This window comes from Kitasatospora sp. NPDC048662, from assembly GCF_055587065.1.
In genome coordinates this window covers 537,096-556,390 of record NZ_JBVJHA010000004.1, presented here as the reverse complement: position 1 = coordinate 556,390, position 19,295 = coordinate 537,096, and the positions used below count along the sequence as shown (strand labels likewise).

General features: G+C 75.4%; 11 protein-coding genes. 3 read left to right on the top strand and 8 right to left on the bottom strand.

Translation table 11 applies throughout. From position 1 onward, the window contains the following. Positions 1-2: 2 nt before the first annotated feature. Positions 3-494 carry a hypothetical protein gene (locus ACZ6R9_RS15700; RefSeq protein ID WP_380477871.1) on the bottom strand — a complete coding sequence of 164 codons (492 nt, stop codon included), beginning with the start codon at positions 492-494 and terminating at the stop codon, positions 3-5. A gap of 1,207 nt (positions 495-1,701) precedes the next feature. Between ACZ6R9_RS15700 and ACZ6R9_RS15695 the strand changes: the two genes are divergently transcribed. Beyond that, positions 1,702-2,121: a YchJ family protein gene (locus ACZ6R9_RS15695; RefSeq protein WP_465538546.1), complete on the top strand. Its 420-nt coding sequence runs from the start codon at positions 1,702-1,704 to the stop codon at positions 2,119-2,121. Here the strand turns inward: ACZ6R9_RS15695 and ACZ6R9_RS15690 are convergent. Further along, complete coding sequence (locus tag ACZ6R9_RS15690; protein ID WP_465538545.1) at positions 2,108-3,148, bottom strand: GNAT family N-acetyltransferase; 1,041 nt, start codon at positions 3,146-3,148, stop codon at positions 2,108-2,110. The two genes, ACZ6R9_RS15695 and ACZ6R9_RS15690, sit on opposite strands and share 14 nt — an antisense overlap. Before the next feature lie 679 nt (positions 3,149-3,827). After that, entirely contained in the window at positions 3,828-4,778 is a 951-nt protein-coding gene (locus tag ACZ6R9_RS15685; RefSeq protein ID WP_465538544.1) for a polysaccharide deacetylase family protein, read from the bottom strand. Positions 4,779-5,035: 257 nt separating this feature from the next. Between ACZ6R9_RS15685 and ACZ6R9_RS15680 the strand changes: the two genes are divergently transcribed. Then, the gene (locus ACZ6R9_RS15680; RefSeq protein WP_380477878.1) at positions 5,036-7,531 is read left to right on the top strand and encodes an ATP-dependent Clp protease ATP-binding subunit; all 2,496 of its coding nucleotides are present in this window, start codon (positions 5,036-5,038) and stop codon (positions 7,529-7,531) included. A gap of 81 nt (positions 7,532-7,612) precedes the next feature. Here the strand turns inward: ACZ6R9_RS15680 and ACZ6R9_RS15675 are convergent, their stop codons facing one another. The 3 genes from ACZ6R9_RS15675 to lanM all read right to left on the bottom strand — a co-directional run bounded on the left by ACZ6R9_RS15675 (position 7,613) and on the right by lanM (position 14,097). After that, the gene (locus tag ACZ6R9_RS15675) at positions 7,613-10,603 is read right to left on the bottom strand and encodes a helix-turn-helix transcriptional regulator (protein ID WP_465538543.1); all 2,991 of its coding nucleotides are present in this window, start codon (positions 10,601-10,603) and stop codon (positions 7,613-7,615) included. Positions 10,604-10,660: 57 nt separating this feature from the next. After that, positions 10,661-10,897, bottom strand: a complete 237-nt coding sequence (locus ACZ6R9_RS15670) for a hypothetical protein (RefSeq protein ID WP_465538542.1) — start codon at positions 10,895-10,897, stop codon at positions 10,661-10,663. A gap of 140 nt (positions 10,898-11,037) precedes the next feature. Further along, positions 11,038-14,097 (bottom strand): type 2 lanthipeptide synthetase LanM, encoded by a 3,060-nt coding sequence (gene lanM, locus ACZ6R9_RS15665; RefSeq protein WP_465538541.1) that lies wholly within the window; start codon positions 14,095-14,097, stop codon positions 11,038-11,040. 172 nt (positions 14,098-14,269) lie between these two features. On the opposite strand from lanM, the gene ACZ6R9_RS15660 reads away from it, so the two are divergent. After that, positions 14,270-15,085 (top strand): AfsR/SARP family transcriptional regulator, encoded by an 816-nt coding sequence (locus ACZ6R9_RS15660; RefSeq protein ID WP_465538540.1) that lies wholly within the window; start codon positions 14,270-14,272, stop codon positions 15,083-15,085. Positions 15,086-15,132: 47 nt separating this feature from the next. On the opposite strand, the gene ACZ6R9_RS15655 is transcribed toward ACZ6R9_RS15660, so the two are convergent. Both ACZ6R9_RS15655 and lanKC read right to left on the bottom strand, forming a co-directional pair. Then, positions 15,133-16,425 carry an MFS transporter gene (locus ACZ6R9_RS15655; RefSeq protein WP_380477884.1) on the bottom strand — a complete coding sequence of 431 codons (1,293 nt, stop codon included), beginning with the start codon at positions 16,423-16,425 and terminating at the stop codon, positions 15,133-15,135. Continuing rightward, positions 16,422-19,160: a class III lanthionine synthetase LanKC gene (gene lanKC, locus ACZ6R9_RS15650; protein WP_465538539.1), complete on the bottom strand. Its 2,739-nt coding sequence runs from the start codon at positions 19,158-19,160 to the stop codon at positions 16,422-16,424. Before lanKC ends, ACZ6R9_RS15655 begins: the two co-directional genes overlap by 4 nt. Between the last annotated feature and the right edge of the window lie 135 nt (positions 19,161-19,295).

Sequence of the window (19,295 nt, the reverse complement as noted above, 5' to 3'; positions counted from 1 at the left end):
CGCTACCCCTCGGCCTGTTCCTTCGCGACGCGCACCTGCTCGGCGAACTCCTCGGCGGAGATCCGCTCCACCGAGGCCCCGTACTTCGCGGCCAGTTCGTCGGCAGGTGCACTGTCGTGCTCGACCATGTCCATCACCAGCAGCGCCCGCCCGTTGTCCACCCGCGACGACAGCACGATCAGGCCCGCACCGCCGTCGGTCATTTCGGTCTGCTCGGCCGCGTTGCCGATCGCCGCACCCGCCGCGAAACCCAGCAGCGCCCCGATCGGCCCGCCGAGCAACCCGACCAGCCCGCCCACCAGCCCCGAACCGACGGTCGGCACGCCCGCACCCCGGATGTGGCTCTCCGGGATGTCGACGATCCCCTCGTCACTGCGCTCCAGCACCGCGAGCTGCCGCAGCCCCGGCAGATGCATCGCATCCTCGTACGCCCGGCGGCACGCCCCCTGGTCGGTGAAGCCGAGCAGCAGCACGTTGTGGTGGTGGTCGCTCATCGCAGTCCCCTTCGCCGACCGGTCGTCCTCTGCCACGCCACGCTGACGCGACACCCGCCCATCCTGCCCCCCAACACCCGCGCCCCGCCCCCGCGCTGCGCCGGACAGCCCTGGCGGGCAGCGGGGGCCGGAGCGGCCAGCGAGAGATGCCCTGCGGGCGGCGCGAGCGAGCGACGGCGGGGGATGCCCTGCGGGCCGCCGGGGCCCGGAGGTGGCAGGGGGTGGCCCTGCGGGCCGCCGGGGCCCGGGGTGGCAGGGGTGGCCCTGCGGGCGGCGCGAGCGAGCGACGATAGTGGCCCGGCGGGCGGCGGGGGATGTCCAGCGGGTGACGAAAGCGAGCGGCGATGATGGCCCGGAGCCCGACGGGCGGCCAGACCCGACAGGCGGCCGAGCGTCCGGCAGGCGACGGTGGCCCGACAGGTGGCCGGGGCCCAGCGGGTGGTCAGGGGCCGGGCGGGTGGCGAAAGCGAGCGACGGCCGGGGGCCCGGCGGGTGTGGCCCGGGCGTGCGGCGATGGTGGCCTGGCGGTCAACCGGGGCCCAACGGGTGGCCCGGGCCGGCGGGGCGGGTGGCCCGGGCCGGCGACAAGGGATGCCCGGTGAGTGGCGAAAACGAGGGCGGTGGCTGGCGAGCGGCCGAGGGCCCGGCGGGCGACGGTGGCCCAACAGGGGGCCCAGACCTGGCGGGTGGTCAGGTGCCCGGCGGGTGGCGAAAGCGAGCCACGACGGTGGCCCCTGGCGGGCGGCGAGGGGCCAGCAGGTCGTCAGGGGCCCGGCGGTAGCGAAAGCGAGCAACGGCCGGGGCCCGGCGGGTCGCCAGGGCCCGGCGGGCGGCGAGGGTGCCCGGCTGGTTGCGAAAGCGAGCGGTAACAGTGGCCTGGCAGGCGGCGAAAGCGAGCGGCCGGAGGCCCGATGGGCGGCGGGGACCAGACGGGCGGCGAAAGCGAGCCACGACGGTGGCCCCTGGCGGGCGGCCAAGGGTCCAACGGGTGGCGGAGGCCCGGCAGGTGGCCAGGGCCCGGCGGGCCGCGAAAGCGGGCGGCGACGACGGCCCGACGGGCGGCGCGAGCGGGCGGCGACGGTGGTCTGGCGGGCGGCGCGAGCGGGCGGCGACGACGGCCCGACGGGCGGGGCGGCTGGCAAGGCGGAGGTGCGGTCCTGGGCGGGGGTGGCGGAGGGTGCTGTGGGTCGCGGCGATAATGGTGGGCATGGCCCGCCGACGCACCCCCTCCCCCTCTCCTGCCGCTCCGACCACCTGTCCGTGCGGGCTGCCCGCCGCGTATGCCGAGTGTTGCGGGCGGTTGCACCGCGGGGAGGCGGCCGCGAGCAGTGCTGAGCAGCTGATGCGGTCGCGGTTCAGTGCGTTCGCGGTGCGGGACGAGCCGTACCTGCTGCGGTCCTGGCATCCGGACACCCGGCCTGCCTCCGTCGACTTCGACCCGTCGTTGCGCTGGGAGCGCCTGGAGATTCTCGGCGCCACCGACGGCGGGCCGTTCCATCAGGACGGGACGGTCGAGTTCCGTGCCCATTACCGTGAGCGCGGCCGGGCCGGTTCCTTGCACGAGAACAGCCGTTTCGTCCGCCAGCAGGGCGAGTGGGTGTACCTGGACGGCGTCATCCAGCCCTGAGCAGGCGGTACTTGAGGCCGAGCAGCGCCCCGCCGGCGCCGCGCGGCAGCAGGTGGCTGGTGTCGGTGCGGTCCTGCGCGCCGAACCGGTACTTGTACGGCTCGTCGCCGCGCAGGAAGTCGAAGACCCGCACGCCTTCTGTCGCGCAGCTGCGCACCGCCGCGTCGATCAGCGCGGTGCCGAGGGACTCGGCGGCCCACCGTTGGTCCCAGCCGATCTGGTAGTAGGCGAACCGGTCGGCCCACCGGAAGCCGTACAGCACGCCGATCAACTCGCCTTCGTGGCGGGCGACTTGGAAGGCGGGCCCGCAGTCGGGCACGGCGGCCTCCAGCAGCGCCCGGTGCAGCGGCAGGCGGCTGGCGTCGAAGCTGCTGACCCCTCCGGCGGCGGCCTGGCGGCGCAGTTGGTGCAGGCGCAGCAGTTCGTCCAGCAGGGTGGGTGGGGCGGCGGCGGGTGACAGCCAGTCGAAGGTGACGCCGACGGCGGCCAGGCGGCGGTGGGCGCGCCGGTTGGCGGCCCGGAAGTCGCGCGAGCCGAGCCGGTCGAGCCCGGCGGTGAGGTCGAGGCGCGGGCAGGCGCTGCGGATGACGGGTCGGGTGCCGGGCGGCAGCAGGTCGCCGTGCGCCGGGTCCAGTGCGGGCAGCCACAGGGTGCGGCGGCGGGCACGGGCGGCGAGCCAGGCGGCGACCTCGGCGCGCCGGTGCGGCCGGACGGCGGGCCCGCAGTGGTCGGCGGCGCCGGGCCCGGCACCGAGAAGGGTGAGCACCGGCAGCCCGAGCGGCACCCGGTGATGCGGCCGCAGCCGGGCGAGCGCCAGCGGCACCACCGCCTCGACCCGGCCGTCCGCTCCACGCCACACGGCGATCTCGCCGCGCTGCCCGGCCCCGAGCGTCCGCCACCACGCGAGCACCCAGTCCGGCCCGGCGAACCATGAGCCGTCCGGGTCATCGACGATCAACTGGCGCCATTCGCGGACGAGTTCACCGTCCAGTCCGGGCGTACGCAAGATCTCCGGCGCGTCCTTCATCACGCAACCCCCTCTCTCTTCGATCGCCACCGCGTGGGGCGGTGCCGAAGCAATCCCGATCCCTGCGCGCGCCGACGGCTGAACGGGGTAGGGCCACCCGACCGCCACCCCGACAGTGCCACAACGGCCCGGCCGCGTAGCCGAATTGACCCGCAACCGCCCGGCAAACCGGTGCACGGTGCGCCGGCCCTCGCGCGAAGGAATCGCGGAGCACCCGAGCCGGGACGCAGACCGGGCAGAGCCCCCACGCCACCTGAGCCCGCGCACGCGCCGACCCACAATCGTCCGCCGAACGCGAGCGCAGTGCGCCGACGGTCGAACACAGGCCACGCCACCGCCGAACGAAGACGGCCCGCCGGGCCGGGCCATGGCGCAACGGTCGAGGCCTGTGGGCGAGTTGGCCCGCAGCCACCCGCCACAAACGGACTCGCGGCAGCCGGGAGCAGGCACGACCTTCGGCACGTCCGCCACGACCCCGCCCCCTCCCGACCCGCAGTTGCCCGTCCCGAACGGCGCCCACCCCACGCCCGCGCCTCAGCGCCCCCCACACGCCCGCCCAACCGGCGCCCACCCCACGCCCGCGCCTCAACGCCCGCCCCCAACCGGCGCCCGCCGCACACCCGCGCCTCGGCGCCCACCGCACGCCCGCCCCAACCCGCGCCCACCCCACGCCCGCGCCTCAGCGTCCGCCGCGTAGGCGGTGCATGGCGGGGTGGAGGCCCGAGAGGATGGTGTCGAAGCGGTCGGGGCCGGTGTGGGAGTTGACGCGCAGGCGGCTGATGCGCAGGTGTTCGGCGGGGGCCAGGGCGGCGTGGCGGTGGTCGAAGAGGAAGGCGGTGCGGTAGCCGAGGGTGCGCAGCACGGTCTCGGCGCGGGGGTCGTGGTTGCCGTTGGGGTAGGCGAAGGTGGTGGGCGGGTGGCCCAGGCAGGTGGTCAACCGGTCGTGGGCGCGGACGAGTTGGGCGTCGAGGTCGCTGTCCTCGCAGCGGTCGAGGCACGGGTGGGAGGCGGTGTGGTTGCCGACGGTGAGGCCGCCTTCGGTCAGGGTGCGCAGTTCGGCCGAGCTCAACTGCCGTTGCGGGGGCGCCTGTCGGCTCGCGGTGGCGCGCAACTCGGCGAGGACGTGCAGGCGTTCGACGTCGGGGACGGTCTTGAGGTGGTGGACGGCGGCGGCGGAGTCGAGGCCGTGCAGCGTGTGGGTGTGGCCGCCGCGGCGGATCAGGTGGGCGGCTTCGGTCCACCAGTAGGGGCGGTCGCTGTCGATCAGGTCGGTGATCACGTACGCGGCGGCGGGGATGCGGAGACGGGCGAGGACCGGGAGGGCGTGGGTGAGGACGGTGGGGTCGCCGTCGTCGAAGGTGACCAGCACGCTGCGGGGCGGGAGGGGGCGGCGGTGTTCGGCGGCGTGGGCGACCTGCTCGGGGGCGACGGGGTGGGCGGTGCGGGCGAGGCGTTCCATCTGGGCGCGGAACGCGGTGGGGTCGTCGATGCCGTGGTAGGCGAGGACGGCGAGGCGGTGGGCGGCGCGGGCGCGGAAGACGGGCTGGAGCGGGGAGTGGCGCAGGAGTGCGTCGATCCCCCGGCGCCGGGCGGCGCGGTCGCGCCGGGTGGCGCGGTCCGTGGTCGGCATGGCTTCCCCCTCGGCCGGTGCACGTACGGGCACCCCGGGCGGTCGGCCCGGGGTGCCCGTCTCGGTTCAGGTCATCAGCGTCCCATGCATCCGTAATGTCTGTCCCAAGTTCCTGAAAGCTTCCTGGGAGCCCGCCGGACAGCGGCACTGCCCGTCGGCCCGCCACCTGTCCGGATCGCACCACTTTGCGGCTCATATAACGGATTGACATAGTTCTGGGAGACTGCTGCCCGTCCGCCCATGGGAGTGCCCTCACGATGACCATGCCCGGCTTCGGCTCGCTCGGCTCCGACGACGCCTTCTCCGAACTGCTGAATCGCTTCTTCGGCCTGAACCCGGCCGCTGCCCCGCCCGCCGTCCAGCGGGTGCCGATCGGGCGGCTGCTCACCGAGTCCGCCCGGGACCTGATCGGCCGGGCGGAGCTGCGGGCCCAGGAGGACGGCAGCACCGACCTCGACACCCCGCACCTGCTGTGGGCGGCCACCCTGACGGACCCGGCCCGTTCGCTGCTCGCGCAGGCGGGCGCCGACCCGGACGCGCTCGCCGCCACCATCGAACGCACCCTGCCGGCCGGGGAGGCCGACCCGTCCGTGGAGCCCGGCCTGACGCCCGCCGCCAAGCGGGTGCTGATCGGGGCGCACGCCCGTTCGCAGGCCGCCGGGGTCTCGTACATCGGGCCGGAGCACATCCTGGCCGCCCTGCTGGACGACCCCGACTCGGGGGCCGGCCGCCTGCTGTCCGCGCACGGTGCCGATGCCTCCCGGATGCGGCGCGGGGCCGAGGCGGCCGCCTCCCGTGGTGAGCGTGGCGTCCCGGCCAAGGAGGACAGCAAGACCCCGACCCTGGACGAGTACGGCCGCGACCTGACCGAGGACGCCAAGCTCGGCAAGCTGGACCCGGTGGTCGGCCGGGCCGAGGAGATCGAGCAGACCATCGAGATCCTCTCCCGCCGTTCCAAGAACAACCCGGTACTGATCGGCGAGCCCGGCGTCGGCAAGACCGCCATCGTCGAGGGCCTCGCCCAGCGGGTGATCGCCGGTGACGTCCCGAGCACCCTGAAGGACCGCCGGGTGGTCGCGCTGGACCTGTCCGGTCTGGTGGCGGGCTCCAAGTACCGCGGCGAGTTCGAGGAACGGTTGAAGAACGTCATCGACGAGGTCCGCGAGGCCGCCGACTCGATCATCCTGTTCATCGACGAGCTGCACACCGTGGTCGGCGCGGGCGCCGGCGGCGAGGGCGCGATGGACGCCGGAAACATGCTCAAGCCGGCCCTGGCCCGCGGCGAGCTGCACGTCATCGGCGCGACCACCATCGACGAGTACCGCAAGCACATCGAGAAGGACGCGGCCCTGGAACGCCGCTTCCAGCCGGTGCTGATCCCGGAGCCGTCCGTGGAGGAGACCGTGCAGATCCTCGAAGGTCTGCGCGACGCGTACGAGGCCCACCACCAGGTCCGGTTCACCGACGACGCGCTGCGCGCCGCCGCCGACCTGTCCGACCGGTACGTCTCGGACCGCTACCTGCCCGACAAGGCGATCGACCTGATGGACCAGGCCGGCGCCCGGGTCCGGCTGCGCGGCCTGGGCCGCTCCACCGAGGTGATCGGACGGGAGGACGAACTCGCCAAGCTGCGCCGGGAGAAGGACGAGGCGGTCGCCGCCGAGGACTTCACCCGCGCCTCCGAACTCAAAACCCGGATCGCCGACCTGGAGTCGCAGAACGCCGAGATCGAGGAACGCCGCGAGGGCGTCGTCTCCGTCACCGTGGACGACATCGCCGATGTCCTCTCCCGGCAGACCGGCATCCCGGTCTCCCAGCTCACCGAGGACGAGAAGGCCCGGCTGCTCAAGCTGGAGGACGAACTCCACAACCGGGTGATCGGCCAGGACCGGGCGGTGGTCGCGGTCTCCGAGGCGGTCCGCCGCAGCCGGGCCGGCATGGCCGACCCGAACCGGCCGGTCGGCTCGTTCCTGTTCCTCGGCCCGACCGGCGTCGGCAAGACCGAACTCGCCAAGGCCCTGGCCGAGTTGATCTTCGGGGACGAGGACCGGCTGGTGCGTTTCGACATGAGCGAGTTCCAGGAGAAGCACACCGTCTCCCGCCTGGTCGGCGCCCCACCCGGGTACGTCGGCTACGAGGAGGCCGGGCAGCTCACCGAGGCCGTCCGCCGCCGCCCGTACAGCGTGCTGCTGTTCGACGAGGTGGAGAAGGCCCATCCCGACGTGTTCAACGCACTGCTGCAGGTCCTCGACGACGGGCGGCTGACGGACGCCCAGGGCCGCACCGTGGACTTCCGCAACACCGTGGTCATCATGACCTCCAACATCGGCTCGCAGCTGATCCTCGCCCACCGCGGCGAGACCGAGGAGATCCGCGACCGGCTGATGGCCGAACTCCGCGGGCGCTTCCTGCCCGAGTTCCTCAACCGGATCGACGACATCATCGTCTTCGACGCGCTCGGCGAGTACGACCTGCTGCGCATCGTCGATCTGATGCTCGCCAACTCCGAACGCCGGGTGCGGGCCCAGGGCCTCGAACTCGACGTCACCGAGGCGGCGAAGCGGTGGCTGGTCGATCGCGGCCACCAGCCCGAGTTCGGCGCCCGGCCGCTGCGCCGCACCATCCAGACCCAGCTGGACAACCGGCTCGCCACCATGCTGCTCTCCGGCGACCTCCAGCCCGGCGACACCATCGTCGCGGACGCCCAGGACGGCGAACTGGTCTGCTCGATCGGCCGCCCCGCCGAGGCCTGAACCGGACCCGCCCGAACCGGGCCGGCATGAACCGGACCGCCACCTCCGCCCCGGGAGCCTCTCCCGGGGCGGATCCGCGCGTCACGGGGAGGTGTTGCGGGCGGCCCAGTCCGCGAGGGCCGTGCGATTCGGCTGGCCGGCCTTCTCCAGCAGGCTGGCCACGTGTTTCTCCACCGTCCGCGGCGAGATGCTCAGCCGGGCGGCGATCTCCTGGTTGCCGAGCCGCTGCGCGACCAGCAGCACCACCTCGTACTCCCGCACCGTCACCCGCCGTCCGCGCAGCCCCTCCGGGACCTGCTCGGTGCCGGTGCGCCGCTGCGGGACGCCGGCCCCGGCCTCGCGCAGCAGGCGGCGGCAGGCGGCTCCGACGGCCGGCACCCCGGCGCGGTGGAAGTACTCCTCGGCGCTGCGCAGCCATCCCACCGGCTCGCCCCAGCCGTCGGCGAGCGCGGCCTCGGCGACCAGCCGCAGCCCCAGGTGACGGGCCATCGCGAACGGGCGGGCCGCCCGGGCGGCCTCCGCGACGGCCTCGGCGGCGGCGTCGGCCTGCCCGGCCCGGCCCAGGTGGACGGCGTACGCCAGCCGCTCGAACTGCCGGTTCCAGGCCAGCCCGGCGGCGTGGTCGGCGGCCGTCCTGGCGTGCTCCTCGGCGGACCCGGTGCCGGCCAGCGCGCGCAGCAGCGGGTGCAGGCCGTGCGCGCCGTTCAGGTAGAAGACGGACGGGTGCCGGGCCTCCCAGCGACGGGCCAGGTCGAACTCGGCGAGGGCCAGCACCCGGTCCTCCTCCAGCAGGGCGCACACCGCCCGGCAGTTGCCGTACGCCAGCGGCAGCTGCAGGGACTCCGCGCCGTCCCAGCGGTCGAACTCGGCCAGCACGTCGGTCATTTCGGCCCGGCGGCCCTGGTGGGCGGCCACCATCGCCCGGGTCAGCAGCAGGAACTGGTGGTGGTCGACGTTGCGCAGCCGGGCGCTGGCCTCCAGGCCCTGGTCGCTGAGCGTGCGGGCCCGGGCGTAGTCGCCGCGCAGCACGGCGTGCATGGCGAGCGTCGACTCGGCGGAGCGGACCAGGTCGAGCGCGCCCAGGTCGAGCGCGGCCCGGTGTGCCCGCTCCAGCTGGACGGACTCGCCGACCTGCATGAACTCGTTGACGCCGAGCCGCAGTTGGGCGTCCACCTGCCAGCCGGGGAGCCGGTGCCGGGCGGCCAGGTCGAGCAGGCGCCGCAGGCATCCGTCCGCCCGGTCGAAGCCGTGCCTGCGCTCCAGCAGGGCGAGCAACTGCCATGCCTGGCAGGCGATTTCGGCCAGGCCGGCGGCCTCGGCCCGTTCGGCGGCGCGGCGGGCCAGCCGCTCGGCGGCGGCGGTCCGCCACTCGCCCTCCGGCACCCCGTCCCGATCCGTGCCGGAGTCCGCTGCGGGGCAGCCGACTCCGGCCAGGGCGAGGTGGGCCTCCACCACCTCCAGGGCGCAGGTCCGTTCGGGGCCGGCCGTGGGGCCGAGCAGGGTACGGACCAGGGTGGCCTGCTCGGCGGCGTCCGCGAGGCGGCCGGCGGTGACGGCGGCCCGGGCCAGGCGCAGGTGCAGGGCGGCGGTTCGGTCGTCGCCGAGCGCGGCCGGGCCGCCCAGCGGGAGCGTCCGGGCGAGGTCACGGGCCTGGTCGAACCGGCCGCTGTCGGCGAGGGCGTGCACCAGCTGCTCGCGGATGGCGCTCGCGGCGGCCGTGGCTGCGCCGTCCCCGCCGACCAGTTCCAGGGCGCGTTCCAGCAGCGCGACGGCGGACTCGGTGGCCCCGCCCAGCCGGGCCTCCTCGGCAGCCTCCGCGAACAGCCGGGCGGCGGCCTCCGGTTCGCCCGCCGACTGGCGCAGGACGGCCACCAACTGCCGCCATTCGCCGGGCAGTCCGGGGTAGGCGCGTTCCACCTCGCCGGCCGCGCGCCGGGCGATCGCGGCCCGCTCGGCAGGCAGCAGGTCGGCCAGCAGCGCGTCCGCGACCATCGCGTGCCGGAACTCGTAGCGGTCGGCGACCGGCCCGCTGGGCGACAGCAGCCGGGCGTCGATCCCGGCCCGCAGGTGGATCAGCAGGCTGCGGTCGTCCAGGCCGGTGACCAGTTGCAGCACCGGCAGTGCGAAGCGCCGCCCCAGCACCGCGGCGACGTTGAGCATCTCCCGGCCCGCCGGGTCGATCCGGGCGGCCCGCTGCACGACGCTGCGCACCACCGTGGTGGGCACGCCGGTGGCGACGTCGCCGAACACCTCCCACCCCCGCACGGGGTCGCGGCGCAGTGCCCCGGCGGTGACCATCCCGCTCAGCAACTCCTCGATCACGAACGGGTTTCCGCCGGCGTCCCGGACCACCCGCTCGACCACGGCGGCGGGCAGTGCGCCGGGGGCGGCGGACAGGCAGGCGGCGGCGAGTTCGGCGGTCTGCGCATCGTCCAGCGGGAGCAGGTCGAGCCGCCGGGCCTGTCTGCGGGCAGCCGCGTCGAGCGCCAGGTCGAGTGCGGGGCACGGGTGTTGACGCAGCGTCACGACCAGCAGAACGGGCAGGCCGTCGAGGTTGTCGATCACGTAGTCGAGCACGGCGAGGGTCTCCGCGTCCGCCTCGTGCAGGTCCTCGACGATCAGGAGGCAGCCGCGCGGCGGCCGGTCCGGGTCCTCCCGGCCGACCGCGCCGAGCAGCCGCAGCAGCGCCTCGGCGATGTCGGTCAACGACGGTGGCGTGGCCGGGCGTTGCTCGACCCGCCAGTCCGGGACCAGCGCCGCCAGCGCGGACCGGTACGGCGTGAGCGACGGGTCCTGCGGCGGCCCGCTTACCCGGAACAGCGACAGCAGTGCCTCGGCGATCGGCCGGAACGGCACCGGCGCGCCGGCGCTGCTGCCCCGGCCGCGCAGCACGGCCATTCCGTCCGCGACCGCCCGGTACGCGCAGTCGGCCGTCAGCCGGGTCTTGCCGATTCCGGCTTCACCGCCGACGAACACCGCGCGTCCCCGCCCCCGGCGGGCGTCGATCAACCCGTCGAGCAGGACCCGCAGTTCCTCGGCACGACCCACGACATAAGGCGAGGAGGTGAGCATTGACGCAGGCTAGCGGCCCGCGCCGTCACCGGGCCATCGGCCCTTTTGCACTGTTGCTCAGTTCTCGGTGAACGAGATGGAGGTGAGGGTGCTCCAGTCCGCCATGCCGCCGGCGCCGCCGTCCATCGCCCCGTGCTCCGGCGCGAGCCAGCCGGACAGCGCCAACGCCCTTCTCACCCGGGGGAGTTCGACGCGGCCGAGGGAGGAGACGATCTCCCCGGCGGGGTGTGCCGCCCACTCGTCGGTACGCGCCTCGGGGTCCTTCCACAGGGCGACGAGGGTCGAGGTGGTCATGGTGGTCCTCCTGACAGGAAAGATGTGGCGGGCGTCCGGATGCGGCGGCCCGGGCGGAACGAAACAGGCTGGGTGGAGCGGGGACGCGGCGGCCCGTACGGAACGGGACGTGGGACGGGCTGGGTGGAGCGGGGGTGCGGCTACCTGCGGGGCGGTTCCAGCAGCAGGACGCAGGGGACGTCGGCGGGGTGGGCGAGGCGGAGCAGGGTGTGGCCGATGCCGGCCAGGCCGGCCAGCAGGGCCGGGGTGGGGATCGCCGCGGGGGTGGCGCAGCGGGGGCCGGAGTGGTCGAGGTCGCCGAGCAGGTCGGCGGCGCGGGTGGCGGCGCGGGTGGGCCGGCCGGTGAGCAGGAGCTCCAGGGCGGCGCTGTCGCCGTGCAGCAGGCTGTGGTCCGCGGCGGGTCCGGCCGGTGGCGGCGGGGACACGGTGTCGGGGGTGTGGGCGGCGGCCAGGCGCGCCGCGGGGCCGAGCCTCGCGGTGGGCCCGGGCGCGGGCAGCCGCACGGTGCGGCCGGTGGCCGCGTAGCGGTGCAGGGCCCAGCGCCGGTGGGCGGCTCCGTCCGGGGTGGGGTCGGGGGTGGCGGCGAGCCGCTCGGCGCAGTGGTCGGCGGCCGAGGCGGCCTCCGGGTCGCCGGTGAGCCGGTGGACGGCGAGCATCGCGGCCAGGCAGCCGGCGTCGCCGGAGAGCAACTGCCGGTCCGGGTGCGGGTCTTCGGGCGGTGCGGTGCGGGCGGCCCGGGCGGTGAGCCGGACGGCCGTCGCGGTGGCCTCGCGGAGCTCGCAGGCGCCGCCGAGCAGCGTGTCGAGACGGGCGAGTCCGTACGCGATGCCGCCGAGGCCGGTGAAGCCGCCCGCGCCGACGGCGTCCAGCTGGGCGGGGTCGGCGGTGAGTGCGGCCAGCAGCGCGGGCAGCGGTCGCACGGCGCGGCGCGCGGTCTCGGCGTAGCGTGCGGTGCCGGTGAGGACGGCCAGTTGGGCGAGGAACAGCGCGGTGCCGAGGTAGCCGCCGTCGAGTGCCGCGCCCTGCGGCATCAGTGCCCATTGGCGGTCGGTGATCGGTTCCAGGGTGAGCCAGTTGACGCGGTGCCGGTCGCCGTGGGCGCGGGCCAGGATGCGGTCGGCGAGGTCGCAGGCGGCGGCGACCAGGCGGTCGGGGTCGGGGGCGACGGGCGGGCAGGAGCGTTCGTCGGGGGTGGCGGTGAGCGCGCCGGGCCCGCCGGACCGGGTGGCCAGGGCCGCCCGGACGATCCACTCCTGGTCGTACAGGTCGGTGCGGTCGAGTGTGGCGAACCGCCGCCTGGTCCGGTCGAGTCCGCTGTCGGCGGGGGTCGGGCCGCAGGGTCGGCCGTCGGCGTGCAGGCGTCCGTCGCCGGCGGTGGTGGTGAACAACGGGACGTCTCCGCACCAGAGTTCGTCGCGTTCGGCGGCGGCCAGCGGGCGGCGCCGGGGGTCGTCGGCTGATTCCCGCCAGAGCAGGCCGAGCAGCCGCTCGCGGTCGAGGCCGTCGCGCAGCGCGTCGGGGTGGGTGGCTTCCTCCAGCAGGGTCGCGTACCGCCGGGTGGGGCGGACCACGACGCGCACGGTGTCGGCCGCGAAGCTCTCCAACAGCCCGCCGGGGGCGGTGAGTCGGGGTGCGGCGTCGGCGAGCGCCCGGTAGCCGGCCCGGAATCCGCAGACCAGCGCCTCGGTGTACTCCTGCGGGTCGACGTCCGCCCCGCCGAGCCGGGGCCGGTTGGCGGCGCGGCGCAGGTGGCCCGGTGCGCGTACCAGCCGCATCCGGTCGGTGCCGGCCTCGGCCCAGCCCGGCACGGGCATGGGCAGTGGCGCACCGTCGTCGCCGCCGATCCCCGACACGTCGAGCGCGCCGTGTTCGCCGAACAGCGGGAACGGCAGCAGCGAGATCCGGTGCACCGACTCGCCGAGCACCCGCAGCGCCGGGTCGCCGCCGAGCGGTTCGACCGGCCCCTGCTCGGGGTGGAACAGCGTCTCCAGGTCCACCAGGACGGGCTGGTCACCGGCCGCGATCAGGTTCTCGTAGTGGATGTCGGTGCCGCCGAGCACGTGCAGCAGCGCCAGTTGCACGCCCAGCCGCCGGTAGAAGCGTTCCACGCCGCACCGGTCCGTGCACGGGCCCGGCTCGACGAACTCCAGCCAGCCGTAGGCGTGCCGGTCCAGTACGGCGAGGGTGCGCAGCGCGGCGTCCGGCACCGATTCGCCGAGCAGCCGCAGCAGCCGGTTCCAGTGCCGGTGGACGCCGAGCGGGCGCGGCTTGTACACCGCGCACGGCCCGGCGGCGAACCGCAGGACGGCCACCGTCCGGCCGTGCGCGTGCCGGTCGCCCGCCCCGGTGCGGACCTGGACCAGCCGGCCCGGGTCGGCGCCGTCGAACAGTTCCGCGACCAGGGCCGCCCGGTCGGTGGTGAACCGGTCGGCGAGTTCGGCCCACGCGGCCACCGTGTCCTCGCAGCAGCACGCCAACAGCCGTGCCAGCACCGGGTATTCGGCGACCAGTGCGGCCAGCCGGTCGGATGACGCGACCTGCCGGACGAAGTCGGCGAACCGCTCCGTGCCGTTCGTCCCGTGCAGCGCGCCGCCGACCCGCGCGACGTTCAGCTCCAGGACCAGGGTCCGGCTGGCGGTCCGCACCAGCCGGGACGTCAGGCTCTGCTCGAAGTCGGCTTCGAGACAGGACAGTTCGGCGTGCTCCGCGAAGGCCTGCCAGTGCGGGTCGGCCCGCAGCGCGGCCAGTGCGGCGGCGGCGAACGGGGCCACCACGGCCGCGAACCCGTCCGCCCAGGGCTGTGCCCCCTCGCCGGAGGCGCCCGGGCCGGCGGAGGCGCCCGGGCCGGCGGAGGCGCCCGGGCCGGCGGGCGCGGCGGGCGCGGCGGCCACCGCGCGCCGGACGAAGCCCGCCCAGTCGGGCTGCTCCCCGGCCCGCGCCGCCAGGCTGTCCGCCGACTCGGCCAGCAGCGCCCGCAGTTGAGCCCGGTCCGCGCCCAGATCGGCCAGCCATTCGTCCAGTCGGCCGTCGAACTCCCGGTGCCAGGCGGCGAGTCGGCGATCCACGGACGGCGCGGCCTCGGAAGGCACGGAGCCGGGCGCGGCGCCGGCCGGGCCGGTCAGGCGTTCCGTCAGGGTCAACGCCGGTGCCCACCAGGCGCCTTCGCCGTGCCGGCCCCAGGTGGCTGTGGAATCGGTCATAGTGGCAAGCATGGCCACCGGGCGCCCCCGCAACATGGGGGCCGGCCCCCATATTCCGGCGGCGGGACGGGCCCCCGTCCGGGGGGTGGGGGCGGGCCCCCGGGGGCGGGTTGCGGAATACGGGGGTCCGTCCGGATGGGCCCGCAGGGGTGGGCGCCGTCAGGCTCGGCACATGGATGCGACCACGAGAGAGACGACGGTGCAGGTTCTCGGCCCGATGGCCGCCGCGGTCGGCGGGGTGCGGGTGCGACTCGGCGGGCCCCGGCCGCGCGCGGTGCTGGCGGCGCTGGCCGCGGCGGGCGGCGCGGTCGTCCCCGAACAGGACCTGATCGACGCCGTCTGGGAGGACCGTCTGCCGGCCAGCCCGCGGCACGCCCTGCACACCTGCGTGGCCGATCTGCGCCGCGCCCTGGAGCCCCACCGCCCGGCCGGACAGGAGTCCTCCGTGCTGCGCCACGAGCCCGGCGGCTACCGCCTGCGGCTCGCCCAGGACGCGCTCGACGCCCGGCAGTTCGCCGCGCTCGTCGAGCGCGCCGGAACCTCCGCCCGCAGCCACCCGGTGAAGGCGCTCGCCGCGGCGGACCTGGCGCTGTCGCTGTGGCGCGGCCCGGCCTACGCCGACCTCGCCCACCTGGTGTTCCTCGACCCGGAGCGCTGGCGGCTGACCGAACTGCGCTGCGCCGCACGGGAGATCCGGGCCTCCGTGCTGCTCACCCTGAACGCCCACCACCTCGCCGTCACCGAGTGCGCCCTGCTCACCAGCGAGGCCCCGCTGCGCGAGTCCGGCTGGGCCCTGCGCGCCCGCACCCTCTACCGCAGCGGCCGCCAGGCGGAGGCGGCGGCCGTCCTGCACACCGCCCGCCGCACCCTGCGCGACGAGCTGGGCGTCCATCCGGGCCCCGAACTCGCCCACCTCACCCAGCGCATCCTGATCCACGACCCGACGCTCACCGCCGAACTGCACGGGTCGGCGAAGCAGCCGGCCTGACCGGCCCTGTGCGGGCCCCGGCCGCCGACCGGCGGTCGGGGCGGTCGTCATGACACCGGTGTGGGCGTCGCGCCCCGGCTCGCCGGGGCGAGCACCTTCCCGTCCACGGTGACGTCCAGGTTCCGCCGTCCCGCCAGGACCGCCGCCAGCACCAGGCCGAACAGGGCGGCCACCACGCCCAGCGCCGCGCCGGTGCCCCCGAATTGGAGCAGCGCGCCGGCGGCCAGTGGGGCGAGCGGCTGGAGGGCGCCGCCGATGAACGACGTGGTGCCGCTGACCCGGCCGTAGACGTCGTAGTCGACGACCAGCAGGGTGGTGGTGCCGAGCGCGGCGCCGACCACGGGGGCGAGCAGCAGGACCGGGGCGAGGGCCGCCGCGGGGCCGAGCCGGCCGGCGCTCAGGCCGACGGCGAGTGTGGCGAGCAGCCGCAGCGCGGCCGTGCCGGCCATCAGCCGCCACAGGCCGAAGCGGCGGTGCGCGCCCGCGGCGAAGAGCGAGCCGATCAGTCCGCAGGCGGCGGCGGCGCTGAACGCGAGACCGGTGCCGCCGCCGGCCGCGCCGGGGCGCAGCAGCAGGATGTACATGAGCATCGAGACCGCGAGGTTGCCGGGCACCGAGTAGGCGAGGGACGCCCGCAGGAACGGGGTGCGGCGGATGACGGCGAGTCCTTCCCGCAGTCGGGGCCAGCCGCGGGCCGACGGGCTGTCGCCGGCGCCGGACGGCAGGCCGCGGACGCAGGCCAGCGAGACCAGGTAGCTCACGGCGTCCCCGAGGAAGGGCGCGGCCCGGGTCAGGCCGAACAGGGCGCCGCCGGCGGCGGGGCCGACGATCGAGGCGCTGTAGCCGCGGACCTGGTTGGCGGCGACCGCCTCGGGCAGCTGGTCGGCGGGGACGATGGTGCGCAGCATCTTCCCGGCGGCGGGCCCGAACGCGGTGAGCGCGGTGCCGGAGGCGACGGTGGTGACGGCGAGCAGCCACAGCGGCGGGCCGCCCGCGAAGGTGGTGACGGCGACGGCGGTGACGGCGGTGAGCCGGACGGTGTCGCAGGCGAGCATCAGCCGGCGCGGGGGGATCCGGTCGGCGAGCTGGCCGCAGGGGGCGGCGGTCAGCCAGGTGGTGAGGAAGCCCAGGGTGGCGAGGATGCTGGCCTTCCCGGGTGATCCGGTGACCGCGACGGCCAGCATCGGGATTGCCAGCACGCTCATGGAGCTGCCGAGTTCGGAGGTGAACTGGCCGATCCACAGCCGTCGGAACATCGGGTTCGCCCCGACCAGCCGGAACCGGCTCAGCCACCGCCGGTTCCGGGCCGGTCGTACGTCGGGTGCAACGTCCGCGGTCACGGCAGCAGTCCGTCCACGGTGAAGTGGAAGTCGGTGCGGGTGCCGGGGCGGGCGAGGCGCAGCCGGTCGAGGAAGAGCGCGATGCCGATCGAGCCGGTGGCCAGGTCGCAGCTCTCCCGCAGGGCCTGTTCGCCGGGGAAGCCGATCCCGCCGGGGATCTCGCCGTCCTGTTCGATCCGGCTGAGCAGGATGCCGTCGGCGACCCGCCGGGCTTCGTCCAACCACCGCTGTTCGCCGAGCAGTTCGCCCGCGTCGAGCAGGACGTTGCCGAGTCCGGCGAGCCCGTGCGCGAGGTGCGGGAAGACGACGTAGCGGCGGGCCGAGTCGCGCAGCAGGTCCTCGGCGACGGCGGCGAGTTGCTCGTCGGGCCGGGCGGCGAGGTAGCGGACGACGGTGACCGAGACGCCGGCGGTGCCTTCGTCCCAGTAGTTGCGCAGGATGGTGCGGCCTTCGGCGGGGCCGGTGTGGGACGGGAAGCCGAGGGTGCCGCCGGGAAGGGAGCTGGCGTGCGCGAGGTCGTGGCCGAGCGCGGCGCGGCCGAGGGTGTACCAGCGTTCCTCACCGGTCGCGAGGTGCAGGTAGAGCAGGAACAGGGCGATGCCGCTGCCGCCGTGGCCGTGGCCGAGCCGGGTGCAGAGCCGGCCGTCGCCGGGGATGGCCTGCGGCCAGTGCGGGCCGTCGGGGCCGTGGACGGCGGTGGCGGCGAGGTGTTCGCCGTCGGCGACGGCGTCGGCGAGCAGTTCGGGGTCGTGCTGGCGGTGCCACAGGTGCAGGGCGGCGAGGCCGTGGCCGGCGGTGCCGTGCAGGATGCCGGGCAGGGCGTGCCGCAGCGGGTGGCGGCGGGCGGAGGCCATCAGCGCGCGGGCGACGGCAGGGTGGCCGAGCGCGTCGAACGCCCAGGCCAGGCCGGACTGGCCGAGGTACAGGCCGGGCGGGTACGCGGCGGGGTCGACGTCCTTGGCGAGCGCCCAGCCGAGCAGCCGGTCGGGCACGCTGCCGCGCAGCCGGTGCAGGCCGTACAGGATGCCGGTGGCGCCGTACGCGAGGGAGAGCGGGTTGGTCTGGTGGACCAGCGGGTTGCTGGGGAACAGCCGGTCGGCGCGCTGCGCGTCGGCGGCGGCCTCGATCTCGGCGGCGATGCCCTCGACGGTGGCGGCGAGGTCGGCGTCCCGCAGCCCCGGCACGGCCTCGGGGTCGCGGTAGCGGCTGGCGGCGGGTTCGGTGAGCGGGACGGGGGACGTCCACAGCGCCGGGTCGTCGAACGGCAGCGCGTCGATCCGCTTCAGCAGCTCCTCCGGGTCGAAGTCGCCGTCCACGGCCTCCGGGTCGGTCAAGTCCCGGATCAGCGAGGTGAGTTCGGCGGGCAGTGCGAGGTCTGCGGTGAGCGCGTCCAGGAACCGGTCCTGGGCGGGGCGGTGGAAGCCGGTGGTGTTGTTGACCACCATGATGGAGGAGAAGATCAGCGCGCCGAGGCAGTGCCAGTCGTTGGCCCGGTCGTAGCGGTTGGTGGCGCGCAGCCGGGGGCTGGCCAGGCCGATGGTGTGCACGCCGAGGTGCGGGTCGATGCCCTCGCGGACGGCGGCCTCCAGGTCGAGCAGCACGGCCCGGCCGTCCTTGGTGAGGTGCACGTTGGTGTAGGAGAGGTCGCCGAGCAGGATGCCGCGGCGGTGGGCGGCGGCGACGGCCTCGGCGATCTGCCGCCACAGGGCGCGTTGCGTGCGGTAGTAGGCGCGCAGGCTTTCGCCGTCCAGCTTGCCGGTGATCACGGGGTTGGTGGCGATGCAGTTGCGGCTGTAGTGCGGGCCGTCGATGTACTCCTCGACCAGGAAGGCGTGTCCGGCTTCGTGGAAGAAGTCCAGCGGCTGCACGAAGTACCCGGTGTCGGCGAGCTCCGACAGCACCTGGTACTCCTTCTCCAGCACCTCGACGGCCGCCCGCCCGGGCCGCCCGACCAGCACGCCCGGCCGGGCCTCCTTGAGCACCACCTGCGCGCCGGTCTCCCGGTCGGTGGCCAGGTAGACGCCGCCCCGGTTGCCGAACATCAGCGCGGAGGTGGGCAGGTAGCGGCCGTTCAGCGCGCTGTCCTCCTCGGCCTCCTCGGGCGGGAACGGGTCGGTGACCCACGGCGGCGACTCGAAGTACGGGTTGCGGATGTCGGGGATCAGGGTGCCGTCGGGGGTGGCGATCATCAGGTCGTTGATGCCGTCGGCCCGCAGCCGCTTGATCGCGGCGAAGCCGCCGTAGCGGTAGTAGACGGCCGTCGAGCCGGGCCAGCGCCGGTCGGAGAGGATGTACGGGCCGCCGCGGCCTTCCAGGGCGGCGGCCAACTCCTTGCCCACCGCGTGGAATTCGGCGTCGTCGGCCGGGTAGACGGTGATGAACTTGCCGCTGGCAGTCCGGGAGAAGGTCTTGCCGCTGGTCAGCTCGACCGACCACGGGTCGATCAGGAACTTGAACGCCACCCCGTGCGCGAACAGCACCGGCAGGGCGAGCCGCAGCACCTCCTCGCTCTCCCCCGCCGCCGCGGTGACGTGCAGTTTCCATCCCTGCGCGGGGGTGTTGCGGCCGGGCGGGTCGGCGATGAACCACAGGCCGCGCCGGCGGGTGGCCCAGCCGTCGGGGACGAGTTCACGGAAGGCCGCGAGGTGCGCAGGGTCGGGGCGGTGGCGGTCGGCGGTCTCGTACCAGCGCCGGTCGAACTGCAGGTAGTACTGGAGCGATTGCCAGGAGAGCACGGGCGTTTCCCTTCCGGACGGGCGGTGCGGAGAACGGGGCGGGCCCCGACGGCATTGCTCCGCCGGGGCCCAGGAGACCTGTTCGGGTCAGCAGCTGTGCGAGTCGCAGGACGAGACGCTGATGGACTCCTGGTC